Source organism: Aquibium oceanicum (assembly GCF_001889605.1).
Classification (GTDB): Bacteria; Pseudomonadota; Alphaproteobacteria; order Rhizobiales; family Rhizobiaceae; genus Aquibium; species Aquibium oceanicum.
Map to the genome: position 1 here is coordinate 56,804 of NZ_CP018171.1, position 18,992 is coordinate 75,795.

The window sequence follows — 18,992 nt, forward strand, 5'->3', positions numbered from 1 at the left end:
GATTTGTTTGCATCGCAGCAAAATGCAATACATACGAACACGCTAAACTACGGAAAGAGGACATGACCTTCGTTCCCGAACCTGCGGTGATCCTCCAGTTCGCAATCGCCACTTTCATCATCGCCATCACCCCGGGTCCCGACATGACACTGTTCGTGGGGCGAGCGCTGTCGGAGGGGCGTGCGGCTGGCCTTGCATGCATGTTCGGCGCCATGACCGGCTGCGTCATCCATACGACCATGGTGGCGCTCGGTCTGTCGGCACTGATCGTCGCCTCGCCACAGGCGTTCCTCCTCCTGAAGATCGTCGGTGCGGGCTATCTGGTCTGGCTCGCGTGGCAGGCGGTCACCAAGGGCTCGGCGTTCTCGCCAGACACCCGGACGAGGAAGGCGCGATCGCCGTGGCGGAACTGGGCCACCGGGGTCGGCATCAATCTGCTCAATCCCAAGATCATCCTGTTCTTCATGACCTTCCTGCCGCAGTTCGTCTCGGTGGACGACCCGCATGCGGCGGGAAAGCTTTTCTTCCTCGGGCTGAGCTTCATCCCCCTGTCGCTTCCGGTCACGATCCCGATGGTCCTGGCAGCCGATGGCTTCGCCGGGCTCCTGAAGAAGAGCCCGCGGGTCACGCGGGTGATCGACTGGCTCTTCGCCGGCGTTTTTTCCGCCTTTGCGATAAAGATCTTGACAGCCCAGGCGCGCTGAAAGCCGCAGCCTCCCGCGCCTGGACCCAAGTGACTCAAAAGATTCAGCATTTGGGGCGGCACCCACCGGGCCGACACCATATATGGTGACGAACAAAGCGTGAATCGGCGAGAGTCAGCGATTCGTAGCCGTTTCGTTCGGGACTCGTTCACGCCTTGCGAGTCCGGGCGTCGCGACGACAGTTTGCGATTGTGTTCGCGCAAGGGAGACCTTATGTCTTCGGTTCCATGCCGCGCCGGCCTGGCAGGCCGGATACCCACCCACGGGCGTTGTTTCGGGGCTTTGGCGCGAAGGGCCGTCTTTCCAGTTCGATGAATGTTCACACGACAAACAGTGCGCCGCTGATCCTTTCCGGACGCGACGTGACCGCCGTGCTCGGCCCCACCAACACCGGCAAGACCCATCTCGCCATCGAGCGCATGGTGGCGCATTCGTCCGGCGTCATCGGGCTGCCGCTGCGGCTTCTCGCCCGCGAGGTCTACGGCCGCGTCGCCGAGAGGGTGGGAACCGCCAACGTCGCGCTGATCACCGGCGAGGAGAAGATCCAGCCGCCCGGCGCGCGCTACTCCGTCTGCACCGTAGAGGCCATGCCGCGCGAGACCAGCGCCGCCTTCGTGGCCATCGACGAGGTGCAACTGGCCGGCGACCTCGAGCGCGGCCACGTCTTCACCGACCGCATCCTCCATCTGCGAGGGCGGGACGAGACGCTGTTGCTCGGCGCCGCCACCATGGCCGGCATCCTGCAGAAGCTGCTCAAGGGCGTTTCCGTCGTCACCCGGCCGCGCATGTCGCATCTCGCCTATGCGGGATCGAAGAAGATCACCCGACTGCCGCGTCGTTCGGCCATCGTCGCCTTCTCGGCCGATGAGGTCTACGGCATCGCCGAACTGATCCGCCGCCAGCGGGGCGGCGCGGCCGTCGTGCTTGGCGCCTTGTCGCCGCGCACCCGCAACGCGCAGGTCGAGATCTACCAGTCAGGCGACGTCGACTTTCTCGTCGCCACCGACGCGATCGGCATGGGGCTGAACCTCGACGTCGATCATGTCGGCTTCGCCCAGAACCGCAAGTTCGACGGTTTCCAGTACCGGCAGCTCTCCGCCGCCGAACTCGGCCAGATCGCCGGCCGCGCCGGGCGCCACATGCGCGACGGTACCTTCGGGGTCACCGGTCAGGTCGATCCCTTCGACGACGAGCTGGTCGAAAAGATCGAGGGCCACGATTTCGACCCGGTGCGCGTACTGCAGTGGCGCACGGCGCAGTTCGATTTTTCCAGTCTCGATGCGCTCAAGCGCTCCGTCGAGACGCCCGCGCCGGTGGAGGGTCTCACCAAGGCCCTGCCGGCCGTCGACGCGCAGGCGCTGGATCACGTCACGCGCGATGACGACATCCGCGCGCTTGCCGACCATCCCCAACGGGTAGCGCTCTTGTGGGAAGCCTGCGCGCTGCCGGACTATCGCCGCATCGCGCCCGCCCAGCACGCCGACCTGATTGCATCGATCTTTTCCGACCTCGCACGCCGCGGTCATGTCGACGAGACCTACATGGCCGAGCAGGTGCGCCGAGCTGACACGACCGATGGCGACATCGACACCCTGTCGCAGCGCATCGCGCAGATCCGCACCTGGACCTTCGTGTCCCACCGCCCCGGCTGGCTTGCCGATCCGGCACACTGGCAGGAAAAAACGCGTGAGATCGAGGACAGACTTTCCGATGCCCTGCATGAACGGTTGACGAAACGGTTCGTTGACCGCAGGACATCCGTGCTCATGAGGCGCCTGAGAGAAAACACGATGCTTGAGGCTGAAATCAATCCCGCCGGAGAGGTCCTCGTCGAAGGCCACCACGTCGGGGAATTGCAGGGGTTCCGCTTCACCGCCGACCAGTCGGCGGGCGGCGAGGATGCCAAGGCGGTCCGCGCGGCCGCGCAGAAGGCGCTGGCGACCGAATTCGAAAACCGCGCCGAACGCTTCGCGGCCGCCGGCAACGGCGACTTCGCGCTCGGCTCCGACGGCATCCTGCGCTGGATCGGCGCGCCGATCGCGACCCTCGTCGCAGGCGACGACGTTTTGAAGCCGCGGGTCGTGCTCTTCGCCGACGAGCAGCTGACCGGTCCCTCTCGGGACAAGGTCGTCGCCCGCATCGAGCGCTACGCCAACTACCAGATCGAGAGCCTGCTGAAGCCGCTCCTGGATCTCAGGAACGCCGAGCAGCTCTCGGGCATGGCGCGCGGCGTCGCCTTCCGCCTGGTGGAGAACCTCGGCATCATCAATCGGCGCGACATCGCCGACGAGATCAAGGGGCTCGACCAGGAAGCACGCGCCGCGCTGCGCCGGCTCGGCGTCCGCTTCGGCGCCTACCACATCTTCATCCCGTTGCTCCTGAAGCCGGGACCGGCGGGCCTCGTCACCCTTCTGTGGGCGCTCGCCAACGAGGGCAAGGACAAGCCGGGCTTCGGCGACGTGGTCAACGCGCTGGCGACCGGCCGCACTTCGCTTGTGGTCGACGCGACCTATGAGAAGGAGTTCTACCGGCTGGCCGGCTACCGGCTGCTCGGCCGCCGCGCCGTGCGGGTGGATATCCTGGAGCGTCTCGCCGATCTCATCCGTCCGGCGCTGTCCTGGCGTCCGGGCACGGGTAAGCGTCCGGAAGGCGCCTATGACGGCGCCGCTTTCATCGTCACCCCGCCGATGATGTCGATTCTTGGCGCCACCGCCGAGGACATGGAAGAGATCCTGAAGGGCCTCGGTTATCGCGGCGAGCCGAAGCCGGCGGCGGACGTGAAATCACGACTGGAATCGCTTGACGAAGCCGCCCGCAAGGCGGCGGCCGACGAAGCGGCGAAGAAGGAAGCCGATGCCGCGCAGGCGCTTGCCGATGCAGCGACGGCAGCACTTGGCGAAAACGCTGAGGGCCAGCCGCAGAACCTTGGTGAGGCCGCCCAGGCCGCTACCACGGAGACACCGGACAGTACCAGCCCGAAAAGCGACGGCATGGACGCCGCGGCCGAAGCCGCGGCGGCAGCGCTCGGAACCTCCGGCGAAGGCGAACCGCAGAACCTCGGCGAGGCCGCCGCGGAGTCGACATCGGACGCCGATGCATCGAGCGAGTCGCCTTCGGGTGAAGGCAGCCTGAGCGAAACGGCAGCCGCCGCGCTTGGCGAACATGACGAGGGCGAACCGCAGTCGCTCGGAGACGCGGCAGCCGACGCCCAGGCCGACGAGGCCTTCCCGGCGCAGGAGAATGCTCCGGCGACTGACGAGACGGCTGCTCCCGCTTCTCCCGTGCTTTCCGCCGAACCGCCGGAAGCCGTCGCCGCTCAGGCAGCGGAACCCGACCAGCCGGCCACCTCCGAAACCGCCCCCCTCGAAGCCGCCACTTGGGCGCCCGCCCCCGATGCCGCCGCGCCAGTCGCGGGCGTCGCGAGCGAACCGGCCGGCGACCCCGTGGCAGCCTCCGCTTCCGCCGTCGAGGCGCCCACGGAGGAGGTTGAAGAGGAAAAGCCGATCATCCTTTGGCGTCCCGGCCGCTTCGGCGACCGGCAGCGAAACCGCAACGACAATCGCGGGCGCAACCGGCGCAACGACCGCGAGGCCCAACCGGAGCGGCAGAGGCGCGACGGCCAGCCGGATCGGCAAAAGCCCGAGGGCGAGGGCGGCAAGGGCCGTTTCGAGCGCCGCTTCAAGGACAAGCAGGGCAGGGGAAAGCCTGACGGCCGCAACGGCGAGAAAGGCGAACGCCGCCCTGTCTTCCAGCAGAAGCCGCGCGAGGAGCGGCCCGCCAAGATCGACCCGGACTCGCCGTTCGCGAAGCTCGCCGCCTTGCGGGACAAGCTGAAGAAATAGCCTCGGATGGCCGGGCGGGAGCGCCAGCGCATCGACAAGTGGCTGTTTTTTGCGCGTGTCGTGAAGTCGCGTTCGCTGGCCGCCAAGCTGGTGCAGTCCGGCGCGGTCCGCGTCAACCGAGAGAAGATCGCGCAGCCCGCCTTTCCGGTTAAAGTCGGTGACGGGTTGACCATCTCGCTCGAACGCCGCGTGCTCGTCTGGCGCGTGCTCGATACCGGCACCCGCAGGGGACCGGCGGAAGAGGCCCGCACGCTCTATGAGGATCTGGCGCCGCCGACCCCGCGCTCGGACAAAGCGCCGATCGAGCCCGCCCCCGCCGCGGAGCGGGAGGCAGGTGCGGGCCGCCCCACGAAGAAGGAACGCCGGCAGACCGACCGCTGGCGCGAGATGGACTGAGAGGCGCGCCCCTGGCCGTCCTCGGCCGGGGCTGGAAAACCATTCCTCCGGCGGCCGCTCGCGCGGCAAACCGCCCCTTGCGCGGTCTATGCAAAGGGGTTACCTCACCGGAAATTCCGCCGAAAACCGCTCTCGGGACCCTCCGCATGACCTATGTCGTCACCGACAACTGCATCAAGTGCAAGTACATGGACTGCATCGAGGTGTGTCCGGTCGATTGCTTCTACGAAGGCGAAAACATGCTCGTCATCCATCCCGACGAGTGCATCGACTGCGGCGTGTGCGAACCGGAATGCCCCGCCGACGCGATTAAGCCGGACACCGAGCCCGGTCTGGAGAAGTGGCTTCAGGTCAACACCGAGTACGCCGACAAGTGGCCGAACATCACGGCCAAGAAGGAGCCGCCGGCCGACGCCAAGGAGTTCGACGGCGTCGAGGGGAAGTTCGAGAAGTACTTCTCGGCGGAAGCGGGCGAAGGGGACTGACGCCGCGCGTTGACGTTGTGTTCACCATGTCATGAATCTGCCGGAAGGCCCGCTCAGGCGCGCGGACGGGGCTTCGCGCATGCAGCAAGTTGTTGATTCTTGCACATATTTGTGGTACACATCCTCGTCATGCAGGTGATAACACGTCTGTTTGCGGCGCAAACACCCTAATCTTCGAAAGGTGTCAACGGTTTCCGGCCCAAGGCAACTTGGCTCAGGCGGCGAGAACTTGCGTCTGACGTGGCCTTTCCCATCCTCACCGGAAACTGTCTTATCGCGCTTGCTTGGGATCGCGCGGCATTCCGCCGCAGCATGATTGCGGCCGCAAAGAGCCGCTGCCGATAAAAGGAGTTCAGGGCGTATGGCAACCCAGCAGAAAAAGACAGCAGCTCGCAACGGCTTCAAGACCGCGGAGTACATCGTCTATCCGGCGCACGGTGTCGGGCAGATCGTCGCGATCGAGGAGCAGGAAGTTGCGGGTCACAAGCTGGAACTGTTCGTGATCGACTTCCAGAAGGACAAGATGCGCCTGAAGGTCCCGGTCGCCAAGGCCGCTTCCATCGGCATGCGCAAGCTTTCGGAGACAGACTACGTCGACCGAGCGCTCAAGGTCGTGCAGGGCCGCGCCCGCGTGAAGCGCACCATGTGGTCGCGCCGCGCCCAAGAATACGATGCCAAGATCAATTCAGGCGACCTGATCTCGATTTCGGAGGTCGTACGTGATCTCTATCGTGCCGACAACCAGCCGGAGCAGTCCTATTCGGAGCGCCAGCTCTATGAAGCCGCGCTCGACCGGATGGCCCGCGAGATCGCGGCGGTCAACCGCATGTCGGAGACGGAAGCCGTCCGCCTGATCGAGGTCAACCTCAACAAGGGCCCGCGCCGCGGTGTGAAGGCCGACAACGAGGGCGAGCCGGAAGCCGAGCAGGAAGTGGCCGCCTAAGAATCGATCGGGGCAATAAGCCTCGACTGGACCCGGTCTGGAAACAGGCCGGGTCTTTTTCTTGCGGGCAATGCTAATCGCTGGGTAGCCCGGCGTAAGCTACTCTTCCGGCTCGGTCCCGAAGAGCAGCGGGAAACCCATCTTGCGCCCCGCATCCGTCGCTCGGGTCGCCTTGGTTTCGGCGACGTCCTTGGTAAAGACGGCCACCACGCAGGCGCCGCGCCGGTGCGCGGTGATCATCACCTGCTGCGCCTGGTCGGCATTCATCCCGAATTCGGCCTTGAGCACCATCACGACGAATTCGCGCGGCGTGAAGTCGTCGTTGAACAGGATCACCTTGTGCAGGCGCGGCCGTTCGATCTTCGGCTTGACCTTGGTTCGCGATTTGGTGTCGACGTCGTTCATCGCAGGCCCTTGGGCGGACGGCGGAAGAAGAATGGACCGCTTATGCCATGCGCGCTCGGCCGGCGTCCATGAGCAAACCGAAATGGAAGATCACAAATGACGGAAGGTGGTTCGATGGTCCTGCAACGCGTGCTGATCTTTTCGGGCGGTCTCGCCGGGGCAGCGGGCGTCGGCCTGTCCGCCGCCGCAGCCCATGCAGGCGGCGCCAACACCGGCACGGCCGCATCCTTCCTCCTTGCGCACGCGGCGCTCCTCGTCGCGGTCGGGCTCCTGCCGTGGAACGCCGTCTTGCGAATCGGCGCGCTGATCGTGCTCGCGGGCCTCGTCTTTTTCGCGGGCAATCTCCTGATGCGCGATTTCGCCGGCACCCGGCTCTTCCCCATGGCAGCGCCATCGGGCGGCATGCTCATGATCGCCGGCTGGCTCGTCGTGGGGGTAGGCGGTCTGATGGCAACCCGAGCGGAACGGAACCTCCCGTAGATCCGCGCGGCTGCCGCCGGACGAGCGTCAGAACCAGTCCGGCCGCATGGAAAGCGTCGTGTCATCCAGACTGTTGAGCAGTTCGCGCTGCGCCTTCGTCCTGGGAAGTTCGTAGGCGAAGAAGTAGCGGCAGGCGGCAAGCTTGCCGTTCAGGAACGCCGTGTCGGCCGCGCCCGCCTCGAGCTTGCGTGAGGCGACCAACGCCTGCCGCAGCCACATCCACGCGATGACGACGTGCCCGAACATATCGAGGTAGATCGTCGCGTTCGCGAGTCCGAGCCGTGGGTTCTCCGAGGCGGCAACCGCCAGCTTGCGCGTCGTGGCGACCGTCTCCGCCAGATGGTTCGCCAGCGCCTCGGCGTGCAGGGACAGCGCCTCGAAACCGTGCGCCTGCGAGACGTCGGCCATGATGCGCCCGGCCAGTGCCTTGACGCCGGCACCGTTGGCCTGTCCCACCTTGCGGCCGAGCAGGTCGAGCCCCTGGATGCCATGCGTTCCCTCGTGGATCGGGTTCAGCCGGTTGTCCCGGTAGATGCGCTCCAGCGGAAAATCGCGCGTGTAGCCGTAGCCGCCGAGGATCTGGATCGCGTGCTTGTTGGCTTCGAGGCAGAACTCCGAAGGCCACGATTTGGCGACCGGCGTCAGGAGATCGAGCAGGAGCTCGTTCTCGCGCCGCGCGGTCTCGTCGGTTTCGACGCGCAGCGTGTCGACGAGATCGGCGCAATAGAGCCCCAGCGCGAGCGAGCCCTCGACGGCGGCCTTCTGCGCCAGGAGCAGCCGGCGGATGTCGGCATGTTCGATGATCGGCACCTGCGCGCTCGAAGGATCCTTCCCGTCCGGCTGGCGCCCCTGCGGCCGCTCCCGGGCATAGGCGAGCGATGCCTGGTAGCCGGCCGCGCCCAGCGCCGTCGCGCCGAGACCCACACCGATGCGCGCCTCGTTCATCATCTGGAACATGTAGGACAGGCCCTTGTGCGGCTCGCCCAGGAGGTAGCCGACACAGGGACTGTCTTCACCCAGATGCAGGAGTGTGTTGGTGGTGCCGCGGTAGCCCATCTTGTGGTTCAGGCCGGCAAGCGTCACGCCGTTGCGCTCGCCGATCCCTCCCCCCTCCAGAACCTCGTGCTTGGGCACGATGAACAACGATATGCCCTTCACGCCGGCCGGGCCGCCGGGGATCTTGGCCAGCACCAGGTGGACGATGTTCTCGGAGATCTCCTGATCGCCGCCCGATATCCACATCTTCCTGCCGAACAGGCGGTAGGTCCCGTCCTCGGCCGGCTCGGCACGCGTCGTGATGTCGGAGAGCGAGGACCCCGCCTGCGGCTCGGACAGGCACATGGTGCCGAAGAAGCGGCCCTCGATCATGGGCCTCAGGAAGCGCTGCTTCTGTTCGTCCGTGCCGAAGGTGGCGATGAGATTGGCCGCGCCGATGGTGAGGAACGGATAGCCGGAGGTCGAAACGTTTGCGGCCGAGAACATGAAGGCGGTCGCAACCCTCACCGATTCCGGCATCTGCGCTCCGCCCCATTCATGGTCGAACCCCGCGCCAAAGAAGCCCGCCTCGCGGTAGACGGCGAGTGCCGCGCCCACTGCCGGATCCATCTCCACCTCCCCGTCGACGAATTTCGGCTCGTTGCGATCGAGCAGCGCGGCATGCGGGAGGAAGTGCTCGATGGCGATCCGCTCGGCCGTGTCGAGCACGCCGTCGATGGTCTCGCGGTCGTAGTCGGCGTAGCGCGGCATGAATCGCAGCCGCTCCGTCCCGATAACGTCGTGAAGCTGGAACGACAGATCGGCGCGATCGATTGAAATCATTGGAACGTTCCCCGGTTCCTGGAGTTTGAAGCTAAACCGTAGCCGTGTTCGCGCTTCGGGCCGCATCTGGAGCGCAGCTGAATGGCAGCGAGGTTGATCCGGGATGCCGCGCGGAACGTAATGGGTGGTGCAAGCCGTAGCAAGTTCAGGAGCGGGCCATGAACGCCGAACCAGCCGGAAGCTCGATGATCAGCGCAGCCAGGAAGGCGCCGTATCTCGACCGCGTTGAAGAACACGACCTTGCAGTCCGCTGGCGCGACGACCGCGACCAGGAAGCGCTCCACCGGATAACTATGGCGCATATGCGTCTTGTCATCTCCATGGCGGGAAAATTCCGTTACTTCGGCCTTCCAATGAGCGATCTCGTGCAAGAAGGCCATGTCGGCCTTCTGGAAGCCGCCGCACGCTTCGAGCCCGAACGCGACGTGCGGTTCTCGACCTACGCGACCTGGTGGATCCGCGCATCAATGCAGGACCACATCCTGCGAAATTGGTCGATCGTGCGCGGCGGGACGAGTTCCGCCCAGAAGGCGCTGTTCTTCAATCTCCGCCGCCTTCGCGCGCGGCTGGCACAGGGCACCGAGCCGCTGAAGGGTGCTGCGGTCTACCAGGAGATCGCCGATGCGATCGGCGTGTCGGTGGCCGATGTCGCGCTGATGGATTCGCGGCTTTCGGGTCCGGACTCCTCGCTCAATGCCCCGGTGGCCGATGGCGGCGAATCCACCTCCGAGCGCATGGATTTTCTCGTTTCGGAGGATCCGACGCCCGACGAAGTGGTGAGCGCCTCGATCGATGACGAACGACGTACCATGTGGCTGAACCGCGCGCTCGGCGTTCTGAACGACCGAGAACTGCGGATTATCCGCGAACGCCGGCTGCGCGACGAGGGCGCCACGCTGGAGTCGCTGGGTGCGAAGCTCGGCATCTCCAAGGAACGCGTACGCCAGATCGAGAACCGGGCGCTCGAGAAACTCCGGTCGGCGCTCCTGAAGAACAATCCGGAACTCGGCTCCGCGACCGCCTGATATCCGAGATCTCTCAGAGATCGACAGCGCCTACTCGTCGGTGATGATCTTCACCCTGTCGCCGGCCGAAACCGTTCCGCCGGGCGGCAACGCGTTGAGCAGCCGGAACAGGTCGAAGGCACGTCCCACGCCCTTCATGCGCGCTGCCAGCATGCCGAGTGTTTCGCCCGGCTTCACGGTGACCACCCGCACGCGCAGCGGCTTCAGGCTCCGCTTCTCCGCTTCGCTCAGCACCTTGAAACTTGCAAGAACCGATTGAGCCGCCGGCTGCAACGTATTGGCCTGTGCCGGGGCGGCCGTCAGCAGCCTGTAGACCTGTCCTCCGGCGCGGACCACCGCGATGTGGAACTGCCATCCGTCGGCACGCGCCAGGGCGACCGCGGCCTCCTGTCCGTTGACCGACGTCGTTCTGACCGAGCCTGCATCGAGACCGGCCACCCATCCGCTGCGCAGGTAGTTTTCGAGCGTGATGTTGCGGTCGAGCGCCACGCCATCGAAGCGTATGGCGACGTCGCCCGGACCCGCCGCCGTGACCGCGCTCGCGGAATTGTCGATCACGAAGCCTTCGGGCACGGTGAAGGTCACGCCGAGCGTCGGATGCAGGAAGGCGCGGCCGCGCACGTATCCCTCCTCCGGCGTGTCGCCGAACAGCATGCCGTCCACGCCCTCCAGGAAAGAATCGCGGTCGCGCGTACCCACGCCCGGCGCGCCGAATTGGCGGGCATGCCGCTGGGCAAGCTCGATGCGCTGAGGAGCGTTCGGGTGCGAAGCCAGAAAATCGAGGCTCGCATCCGTGGCGCCGCTGACGCTCCTGAAATCCGCGTAGGACGCCATGGACTGAAGGAAACGCGCCGCGGAGAAGGGATCGTAGCCGGCATTGCCGATGGTCTTGATGCCCACCGCATCGGCTTCGAGTTCCTGATTGCGCGAGAACTGCGCCAGCCGCAGCTTGCCGCGAACCACCGCGGCACGGGCGATCTGGCTCTCGCTGAGCACGTCGCTGACCACGCGAGAGGCGAGTTGCTCCTCGGCTTCCTTCTGCTGCCGCTGGACGCCGTGATTCGCCGTGACGTGCCCCATCTCGTGCGCGATGACGGCGGCGAGTTCGGCTGAATCATTGGCGAGCGCCAGAAGGCCGCGCGTGACGTACAGAAACCCGCCCGGCAGCGCGAAGGCGTTCACGTTCGGCGAGTTCAGGATCGTGATCTGGTAGGTCTGGTCGGGATATCCCGCAGCGACGGTGAGGCTGCCGACCACCTTGGCGACCATCCGCTCGAGCTTCGGGTCGGAATATTCCCCGCCGTAGGTGGCGAGAATGCGCGGATGCTGGGCGCGCGCCAGTTCCACCATCCGGTCGTTGCGGGTGACCGAATCGACCGTGACAGGGTTCGCCGAGGGCACGAATGCCTGTTCGCTGATGCCCGGATCCAGGGTCGTGCAGGAGGAGACGAACACCGCCGCGAGGGCAACAAGCAGGGCCCGCGGCAGCTTCCGGATAGAAACCGCCCCGCCCGCACTCTTTCGGTCCTGCGCTGTTGCCTCGTTCAGGACTTTTCCTTTCCGGCCCCGCCGCTCGCGACGACGGCAACCGTGATGGCTGGATATCGCATGGGAACTGGCCGACCGCCCGATTCTCCGCCGCGTCGGTTACCAAATAGCTTCTATTTCAGTGGAGCGGTTTTACGGAAGAAATATGTCTTGATCCGGGCAATTCTTTTTTACCGGCCGCGCGAGCCGGCGCCGAGGTAGCGCCGCAACGCGTCGGACCGCGCCTGCGAGAACATCGCCGCGGTTTCACCGACCTCGCGCACCTGCCCCTCCTCGACGAAGGCGGTCCTGCCGGAAATGCGCAGCGCGTCCTGCGGATCGTGCGTGACCATGATCACCGTCATGCGCGTCCTCGCCTGGAGATCCGTCAGGAGGTCGAGCATCTGCTCGCGCAGGGCCGGGCCGAGCGACGCGAAGGCCTCGTCGAGCAACAGCACCGGCCGGTTGCGCACCAGCACCCGCGCGAGAGCCACGCGCTGGCGCTCGCCGCCCGACAGTTCGCGAGGCAGCCGCAGCGCCTTGTCGCCAAGGCCGACGCCAGCCAGCGCGTCGGCCACGTGCTCGCGGTCCTCCGGCTTGAGGCGCAGCGAGGGAGAGCGGCCGAGACCGACATTCGCCGCGACGTCGAGATGGGCGAAGAGATTGTTCTCCTGAAAGATCATGGAGACGGGCCGGGGGGCCGGCGGCAGCTCCGTCACGTCCGCTCCTCCGATGAAGATGCGCCCCGCAGCCGGCGTCTCAAAGCCGGCGATCAGCGACAGCAGGGTCGATTTGCCCGAGCCGCTCGGCCCCATCACCGCGACGATCTCTCCGGCATCGACCGAAAGATCGAACAGCATCGGCGCGCCACCCGGGTGGCTGAACGCCACCTTCTCCAGCACCACGCCGGCACCCGACCCTTCGTTTCCTCCCCCCGTCATCGCCGCCTGCCGCCCGCCGCCTCGGCGACCATCATCAAGAGAAAGCACAGCATCGCAAGGATGAGAGCGAGACCGGCGGCGTCGGCCGTGCGGTAGCTGCCCATCCGTTGCATGAGCAGGTACGGCAAGGTCTGCACCGCGTCGCTGCCGAAGAGCGCGATGACGCCGAGATCGCCGAGCGAGAGCGCCATGGCGAAGGCGAAGCCGGTCAAAAGCGGGCGCCGGAGCACGGGCCAGTCGACGAGCCGCAGCCGGTCGAAGCCGGCGATGCCGAGCTGCGCGCAGAGCCGGTCGTGCCGGGCCGCCGCCTCGTCATGCGCGGGCCGGATCGCCCGCACCGCGAAGGGGATCGCCATCGCGGCATTGACCGTCACGACCATGACGGGTGCCAGCGCGAAGACGTCCGCGAACCTGCGCACGAGGATGAACCAGCCGGCGCCGATGACGATCGGCGGCACGACGAGGATCAGGCTCGCGCCGCCATCGAGCGCTTTTTCAAGGAAGGATGGATCGGGATGCCGACGCCGCGACGCGAGCCTCTGCCGCGCCGCGACCAACATGGTGGTGAGCGCCACGCACAGCAGCGCCGCCAGCGCCGAGAGCACCAGGCTGGTTGCGAGCGCCTGATGAACCCGCGCCTCGCCCGCCAGGCGCGACAGGTCAGCCTGCAGGCCCGCGGCGACGATCGCAGCGATCGGCCCAGCCACCAGCACCAGCGCCAGGACGACGACCAGCCCGTTGAGAACGGTCTCCACGCTCCCCGGTCTGGCATGGCGGCGGGCGGACACCGACAGCGCGGCATCGCTCGTCATCTCGGCGCCGAGGCGGAACAGCATCGCAAGCACCGCGGCGGTGAGCGCAAGCTGGAGCACCGTCAGCGAAAGCGCGCGCGCCGGATCGAAGTCGAAGCGCAGCGACTGATAGATCGCCACCTCCAGCGTGGTCGCGGCGGGTCCGCCGCCGAGCATCAGGACGATGGTGAAGGAGGTGATGCACAGCATGAAGACGAGGCCGGCAACGCCGGGGAGGCTCGCGCGGATGGCGGGCCATTCGATGAAGCGGAAACGCGGCCAGGCCCCCATGCCGAGCTGACCCGCCAGCCGCCACTGGTCGGCCGGAACCGCGTCGAGCGCCTGCAGGAAGAGCCGCGTCGCGAGCGGCAGGTTGAAGAAGGCGTGCGCCACTAGAATGCCAGACAGGCCGTAGATGCCCGGCCACCGATCGCCTCCAAGCGCAGCGACCAGATCGGCGAAGTATCCCGCGCGTCCGAGCAGCGCCAGCACGCCGAGTGCGGCGACAAGCGCCGGCAGCGCCAGCGGCACGGCAAAGAGGCGCAGCAGCGCGCTTCGGCCCAAGAAGGTCGGATGCCGGGACAAGGCACGCGCCACGATGATCGCCGGCACCACCGAAACCGCCGTCGACAACACCGCCTGCAGCAGCGTGAAGCGGGCGACCCGGAACAGATAGGCGTCGAAGGCCGCGAGCGCGCCTTGCCAGTCGCGGGCGCCTTCGATCAGCAATCCGAGGAAGGCGCCGCCGGCGAGCAGCGCGACGAAGGAGAGCGCCGCGATGCCGAGCGGGATCGTACCCACGCGTGCCACGGCGCTTTCCCGCGCCTCCTCCTCAGTCGCTCATCACCGAGAGCCACTCGTCGACCCAGGCCTTCCGGTTGTCGGCTACCTCCTCGGGGCTGAAGACGAGCGTCTCGTCCGGCTCGACCAGCTTGTCGAAAGCCGGATCGAGCGGCTCCGACGTCTCGCCCGCCGGATACATCCAGTTCGCTTCCGGAATGGCGTCCTGAAAGCCGGGTCCGGTCATGAATTCCATGAACTCCTTCGCCAGCGGATTGTCCGCGCCATGCGCGGTGATCCCCGCCACCTCGACCTGGAGGTAATGCCCCTCCGAGAATTCCGCCGCCTGGTAGCGTTCCGTGTCCTCGGCGATCATGTGGTAGGCCGGCGAGGTCGTGTAGGAAAGCACCATCGGCGCCTCGCCGCTGGTGAAGAGCCCGTAGGCCTCGCTCCAGCCCGGCGTCACCGTCAGCACGCGGTCCTTCAGCTTTCCCCAGGCCTCGCCCGCTCCGTCGCCGTAGACGGCCTTCATCCAGAGAAGCAGACCCAGCCCTGGCGTCGAGGTGCGCGGATCCTGGATGACGATCTTCTGTTCGGGATCGCCCTCGACCAGTTCCTTCAGGCTGGAGGGCGGCGTCTCGATCGCCTGGGTGTCGTAGATCACGGCGAAGTAGCCGTAGTCGAAGGGCAGGAACACATCGTCCGTCCAACCGCCCGGCACGTCGACCTTGGGCGCCTCGACGCCATGAGGCGAAAACAGCCCGATCTCCTTGGCGTCTGCGGTCAGGTTTGTGTCGAGGCCGAGCACGATGTCGGCCTCGGTCTGGTCGCCTTCCAGCTTCATCCGGTTGAGCAGCGCCACGCCGTCCGCGACGGAGACGAATTCGAGATCGCAGCCGCATTCGGCCTCGAAGGCCTTCTCGACCTGCGGCCCCGGCCCCCAGTCGGCGGTGAAGCTCTCGTAGGTGTAGACGGTGAGCGTATCCTTGCCGTACTGCGCGAGGGCGGGAACGGAAGAGACGGAAGCGGCGAGTGCCGCGGCGAAGATTCGGGTGGTCGTGCGCATGGAGCGCCTCCTCTGGTTTCGAAATGAAAGGAATTGAGGCGCCATTTGCGAGCGTCTAATCCCTCCGCCGGTACAAACCGGATCAGGTTCAGCGGGTTGGCAGGGAAAACCCTTCGCCTCTCAGCCGGAAAGTCCAAGGACCTCCGGCACCCCGTTAGAGCGAGCGGGAACTTAAGGCGGGCGGGAGCAGACGGCAAGGCCCTTCGGGCGACGAAGTCCGCCTGCCGGTCCCGAGCGCCGGCCTTCCTTTCCGCATCGGCGGCGTGATAGAGGCGGCGCGCATGAGCAAATTCGTCATCCTTCTCGGCGGCGACCTCGTCCGGACGCCGCGCCTCGACGCCGCGCTGTCCGGCGCCCGGGTGATCGCGGCCGATTCCGGCATCCGGCACGCGACGGCGCTCGGCGTGACGCCGGAGCTGTGGATCGGCGACTTCGATTCCATCGGTGGGATCGACGTCGAGCCCCACGTGGACGTCCCGAGGGACGTCTACCCGCCGGAAAAGGACAGCACCGACGGCGAACTGGCGGCCGACGCGGCGCTCGTGCGCGGAGCAACCTCCCTCGTGCTGGCCGGCGCCTTTGGCGGGCCGCGCGCCGACCACGCCTTCCTCCACATGACCGCCGCCATCAGGCTCGCGGAATCCGGCATGCCGGTCCTTCTGACAAGCGGTCTGGAGGAAGGCATGCCCCTGATGCCCGGACAGCGCGGGTACGATTATGCCGACGGCACGATGTTCAGCATCCTGGCCTTCTCGCCGCTGTCGGGCCTCAGCGTCGAAGGCGCCAAGTGGCCGCTCGACGCCGTCGCGATCGCGTTCGGCTCGTCGCTCATCATGTCGAACGAGGTCCGCGGGAAGCTGCGCATCACCTTGCGCGCCGGCCGCGCCCTGCTGCTCGCCCGCCCCGAAACACACCTCCCGTCCGCAGGTTAGAGCCGCATGGCGCCACCGCTTCTCCGTCTCGACGACATCCGCCTCACCTTCGGCGGCACGCCGCTCTTGGACGGCGCCTCGCTGTCGCTGTCGCCCGGCGAGCGCGTCGCGCTGGTCGGCCGCAACGGTTCGGGCAAGTCGACGCTGCTGAAGATCGCCGCCGGCATGGTCGAGCCGCAGGACGGCGAGGTCTTCAACCAGCCGAGCGCGACGGTCCGATACCTGCGCCAGGCGGCCGACATGGAGGGCTTCGCCACCGTGCGCGCCTATGTCGAGGCGGGGCTGGGACCGGCCGACGATTCCTACCGCGCCACCTACATCCTCGAAAACCTCGGGCTGACCGGCGAGGAGACGCCACAGACGCTTTCCGGTGGCGAAGCCCGACGAGCCGCGCTGGCGCGGGTGCTCGCCCCGCAGCCGGACGTGCTCCTGCTCGACGAGCCGACCAACCATCTCGATCTTTCGGTAATCGAGTGGCTGGAGGAGGAACTGGCACGCACCTCCTCGGCCTTCGTCGTCATCTCGCACGACCGGCGCTTCCTGGAGCGGGTGACCCGCGCCACCGTCTGGCTCGACCGCGGCCAGACCCGCCGCCTCGACAAGGGCTTCGGCCATTTCGAGGAATGGCGCGATCAGGTGCTGGAGGAGGAAGAGCGCGAGCAGCACAAGCTCGGCCGCCAGATCGTGCGAGAGGAGCACTGGCTGCGCTACGGCGTGACCGCGCGGCGCAAGCGCAACATGCGCCGCCTCGGCGACCTCCAGTCGATGCGGGCGAAGTTCCGCAGCCATCGCGGCGCGGAAGGCGTAGCCAAGATGACCGCAAGCGAGGCGGCCGAGAGCGGCAAGCTCGTCATAGAGACGAAAGGCATCTCGAAGCGCTTCGGCGAGCTTGCCATCGTGAACGACTTCTCCACCCGCATCCAGCGCGGCGACCGCATCGGCCTCGTGGGACCGAACGGCGTCGGCAAGACGACGCTGCTGAAGATGTTGACCGGCGAACTCGCGCCAGACAAGGGCAGCGTCCGGCTCGGCGTCAACCTCGAGATCGCGACGCTCGACCAGCGCCGCGCCGCACTCGATCCCGAGGAAACGCTGGCGCACTTCCTGACCGACGGGCGCGGCGAGACGGTGGTCGTCAACGGCGAAGAGCGTCACGTCGTCTCCTACATGAAGGACTTCCTGTTCAAGCCCGAGCAGGCGCGCACGCCGGTGCGCGAACTCTCGGGCGGCGAGAAGGCGCGGCTGCTCCTTGCCCGCGTCCTGTCGCGCCCAGCCAACCTGCTGGTGCTCGACGAGCCGACCAACGACCTCGACATGGAGACGCTCGACCTGTTGCAGGAACTCGTCTCGGGTTTCCCGGGCACCGTGATCCTTGTCAGCCACGACCGCGACTTCCTCGACCGGACGGTCACCAGCACCATCGCGCCGGAGGGCGACGGGCGCTGGGTCGAATATGCCGGCGGATACACCGACCTGCTCGCCCAGCGCGGCAGCGCCCGCTTCGAGCGACGCGGCGGACAGGCCAAGGCGCCGGAGCCGAATTCCTCCGCGGGCGCCAAGCCGGAGGCTCCGGCGAAAGCCGCGTCGAAGAAGCTCTCTTACAAGCAGAAGTTCGCGCTGGAGACCCTGCCGGGGAAGATGGAAACAGCCACCGCCGCCATAGCGAAGCTGGAAGCGAAGCTCGCCGATCCGCAGTTCTTCGCCCGCGACGCGGCGGGGTTCAACAGGATCGCCGGGGAACTCGACAAGGAGCGCGAAGCCCTTTCCGCCATGGAAGAGGAATGGCTGGAGCTGGAGATGCTGCGCGAGGAGATCGAGGGCGGGTAGCGACGGCGCTTCCGTCCGGGCCAAGGCTAAACGAAGAGCGCCCTCGCCTTCTCCACTTCGGCGCTGATGAAGGCCGAGACGATCTGGATGCGGCGGAGCGGCCGCACCGTCTCGTGGTAGACCAGCCAGTAGGCGCGGCGGATCGGCGGCGCGGCGGCGACCGGGACGAGGTCGTCGTGCATGCGCGCGATGAAGGTGTGCAGGATGCCGATACCGGCGCCAGCGCGCACAGCCTCGGTCTGGCCGATAGCCGAAGAGACCTGGAACCGCGCGTCCCAGGCGGGATCGAACTCGGCGGCGTAGTCGAGGCTCGGGCTGACGGTCAGGTCGCCGACATAGCCGACGAGGCGGTGGCGGGTCAGTTCGCCGGGCGAAGACGGGAGCCCGTTCTCCTCCGCGTATGTCCGGGAGGCGAAGAGCCCGAGCGAGTAGTCGACCAGCTTCGCCGCGACGAGCCGGCCTTCGGTCGGGCGCTCGACGGTGATGGCGATGTCGGCCTCCCGCCGCGACAGGGAGAAGGAGCGCGGCACCGGAACGAGCTGGATCGAGAGATCCCGGTGCAATGTCGTGAGTTCGCCAAGCCGCGGCGCGAGGAAGGCGACGCCGAAACCGTCCGGCGCGCCGATGCGCACCGTTCCGGCGATCTCGTCGCCCTCGCCCGCGATCTCGGCGCGCGCGGCGATCATGTCGGCTTCCATTCGCTCGGCGATGACGAAGAACCGCTCGCCGGCCTCGGTGAGTTCGCTGCCCGTCGTCAGCCGCCGGAACAGCTTGGTCTTCAGGCTCTCCTCCAGGGCTGCGACGCGGCGCGACACCGTCGCATGGTTGAGTTCGAGCCGCCGCGCCGCGCCGAGAATCTGGCCGGCCCGCGCCACGGCGAGGAAGACCCTCACGTCGTCCCAGTTCATGCGCGTCGTCCTCCCATCGGGGAAACCTGCCATTTGCGGGAATTGAAGTCCACTCGCCGGCGCGCACTATTTGACGCACAACCGATACGGCGGCGCTCGCATTGCATTCGCGAGCGCAAAGC

16 protein-coding genes and 1 riboswitch are annotated in these 18,992 nt (G+C 66.9%); of the genes, 9 read left to right on the forward strand and 7 right to left on the reverse strand.

Annotation, left to right across the window (positions count from 1 at the left end; all coding sequences use genetic code 11):
- Positions 1-62 precede the first annotated feature (62 nt).
- From BSQ44_RS00275 to BSQ44_RS00295, 5 genes are all read left to right on the forward strand, one after another.
- Entirely contained in the window at positions 63-704 is a 642-nt protein-coding gene (locus tag BSQ44_RS00275) for a LysE family translocator (protein WP_072601400.1), read from the forward strand.
- A 311-nt stretch (positions 705-1,015) separates the two neighbouring features.
- Positions 1,016-4,546 (forward strand): helicase-related protein, encoded by a 3,531-nt coding sequence (locus tag BSQ44_RS00280; protein ID WP_072601401.1) that lies wholly within the window; start codon positions 1,016-1,018, stop codon positions 4,544-4,546.
- A gap of 6 nt (positions 4,547-4,552) precedes the next feature.
- Positions 4,553-4,942 carry an RNA-binding S4 domain-containing protein gene (locus tag BSQ44_RS00285; protein WP_072601402.1) on the forward strand — a complete coding sequence of 130 codons (390 nt, stop codon included), beginning with the start codon at positions 4,553-4,555 and terminating at the stop codon, positions 4,940-4,942.
- Between the two features lie 146 nt (positions 4,943-5,088).
- Complete coding sequence (fdxA, locus tag BSQ44_RS00290; protein WP_072601403.1) at positions 5,089-5,427, forward strand: ferredoxin FdxA; 339 nt, start codon at positions 5,089-5,091, stop codon at positions 5,425-5,427.
- Between the two features lie 361 nt (positions 5,428-5,788).
- Positions 5,789-6,370, forward strand: coding sequence for a CarD family transcriptional regulator (locus BSQ44_RS00295; RefSeq protein WP_072601404.1), 582 nt, complete (start codon positions 5,789-5,791; stop codon positions 6,368-6,370).
- Between the two features lie 99 nt (positions 6,371-6,469).
- Here BSQ44_RS00295 and clpS read toward each other — a convergent pair whose 3' ends face one another.
- Entirely contained in the window at positions 6,470-6,775 is a 306-nt protein-coding gene (gene clpS, locus BSQ44_RS00300) for an ATP-dependent Clp protease adapter ClpS (RefSeq protein WP_072601405.1), read from the reverse strand.
- Between the two features lie 96 nt (positions 6,776-6,871).
- Here clpS and BSQ44_RS00305 point away from each other — a divergent pair, with 96 nt between their 5' ends.
- Positions 6,872-7,255 (forward strand): DUF423 domain-containing protein, encoded by a 384-nt coding sequence (locus BSQ44_RS00305; RefSeq protein WP_235633315.1) that lies wholly within the window; start codon positions 6,872-6,874, stop codon positions 7,253-7,255.
- Between the two features lie 27 nt (positions 7,256-7,282).
- Here the strand turns inward: BSQ44_RS00305 and BSQ44_RS00310 are convergent, their stop codons facing one another.
- Complete coding sequence (locus BSQ44_RS00310; RefSeq protein WP_072601406.1) at positions 7,283-9,073, reverse strand: acyl-CoA dehydrogenase; 1,791 nt, start codon at positions 9,071-9,073, stop codon at positions 7,283-7,285.
- 158 nt (positions 9,074-9,231) lie between these two features.
- On the opposite strand from BSQ44_RS00310, the gene BSQ44_RS00315 reads away from it, so the two are divergent.
- Positions 9,232-10,098, forward strand: coding sequence for an RNA polymerase factor sigma-32 (locus tag BSQ44_RS00315; RefSeq protein WP_072601407.1), 867 nt, complete (start codon positions 9,232-9,234; stop codon positions 10,096-10,098).
- 30 nt (positions 10,099-10,128) lie between these two features.
- Here BSQ44_RS00315 and BSQ44_RS00320 read toward each other — a convergent pair whose 3' ends face one another.
- The 4 genes from BSQ44_RS00320 to thiB form a co-directional block, all read right to left on the reverse strand.
- A complete protein-coding gene (locus BSQ44_RS00320) occupies positions 10,129-11,595 on the reverse strand; it encodes a M48 family metalloprotease (protein ID WP_072601408.1) in 1,467 nt (488 codons plus the stop codon).
- Positions 11,596-11,816: 221 nt separating this feature from the next.
- A complete protein-coding gene (gene thiQ, locus BSQ44_RS00325; RefSeq protein ID WP_072601409.1) occupies positions 11,817-12,566 on the reverse strand; it encodes a thiamine ABC transporter ATP-binding protein in 750 nt (249 codons plus the stop codon).
- The gene (gene thiP / locus BSQ44_RS00330) at positions 12,563-14,167 is read right to left on the reverse strand and encodes a thiamine/thiamine pyrophosphate ABC transporter permease (protein ID WP_072601410.1); all 1,605 of its coding nucleotides are present in this window, start codon (positions 14,165-14,167) and stop codon (positions 12,563-12,565) included. The genes thiQ and thiP overlap by 4 nt, the downstream gene beginning before the upstream one ends.
- A 22-nt stretch (positions 14,168-14,189) precedes the next feature.
- A complete protein-coding gene (thiB, locus tag BSQ44_RS00335) occupies positions 14,190-15,203 on the reverse strand; it encodes a thiamine ABC transporter substrate binding subunit (protein WP_072601411.1) in 1,014 nt (337 codons plus the stop codon).
- A 42-nt stretch (positions 15,204-15,245) separates the two neighbouring features.
- Positions 15,246-15,367, reverse strand: a riboswitch (TPP riboswitch).
- Between the two features lie 117 nt (positions 15,368-15,484).
- Between thiB and BSQ44_RS00340 the strand changes: the two genes are divergently transcribed.
- Together BSQ44_RS00340 and BSQ44_RS00345 are read left to right on the forward strand one after the other, a co-directional pair.
- Entirely contained in the window at positions 15,485-16,135 is a 651-nt protein-coding gene (locus tag BSQ44_RS00340) for a thiamine diphosphokinase (RefSeq protein WP_072601412.1), read from the forward strand.
- Between the two features lie 6 nt (positions 16,136-16,141).
- Positions 16,142-17,962, forward strand: coding sequence for an ABC-F family ATP-binding cassette domain-containing protein (locus tag BSQ44_RS00345; protein ID WP_072601413.1), 1,821 nt, complete (start codon positions 16,142-16,144; stop codon positions 17,960-17,962).
- A gap of 26 nt (positions 17,963-17,988) precedes the next feature.
- Here the strand turns inward: BSQ44_RS00345 and BSQ44_RS00350 are convergent, their stop codons facing one another.
- On the reverse strand, positions 17,989-18,870 hold the full coding sequence (locus tag BSQ44_RS00350) for a LysR family transcriptional regulator (RefSeq protein WP_072601414.1): 882 nt from the start codon (positions 18,868-18,870) through the stop codon (positions 17,989-17,991).
- Positions 18,871-18,992 lie beyond the last annotated feature (122 nt).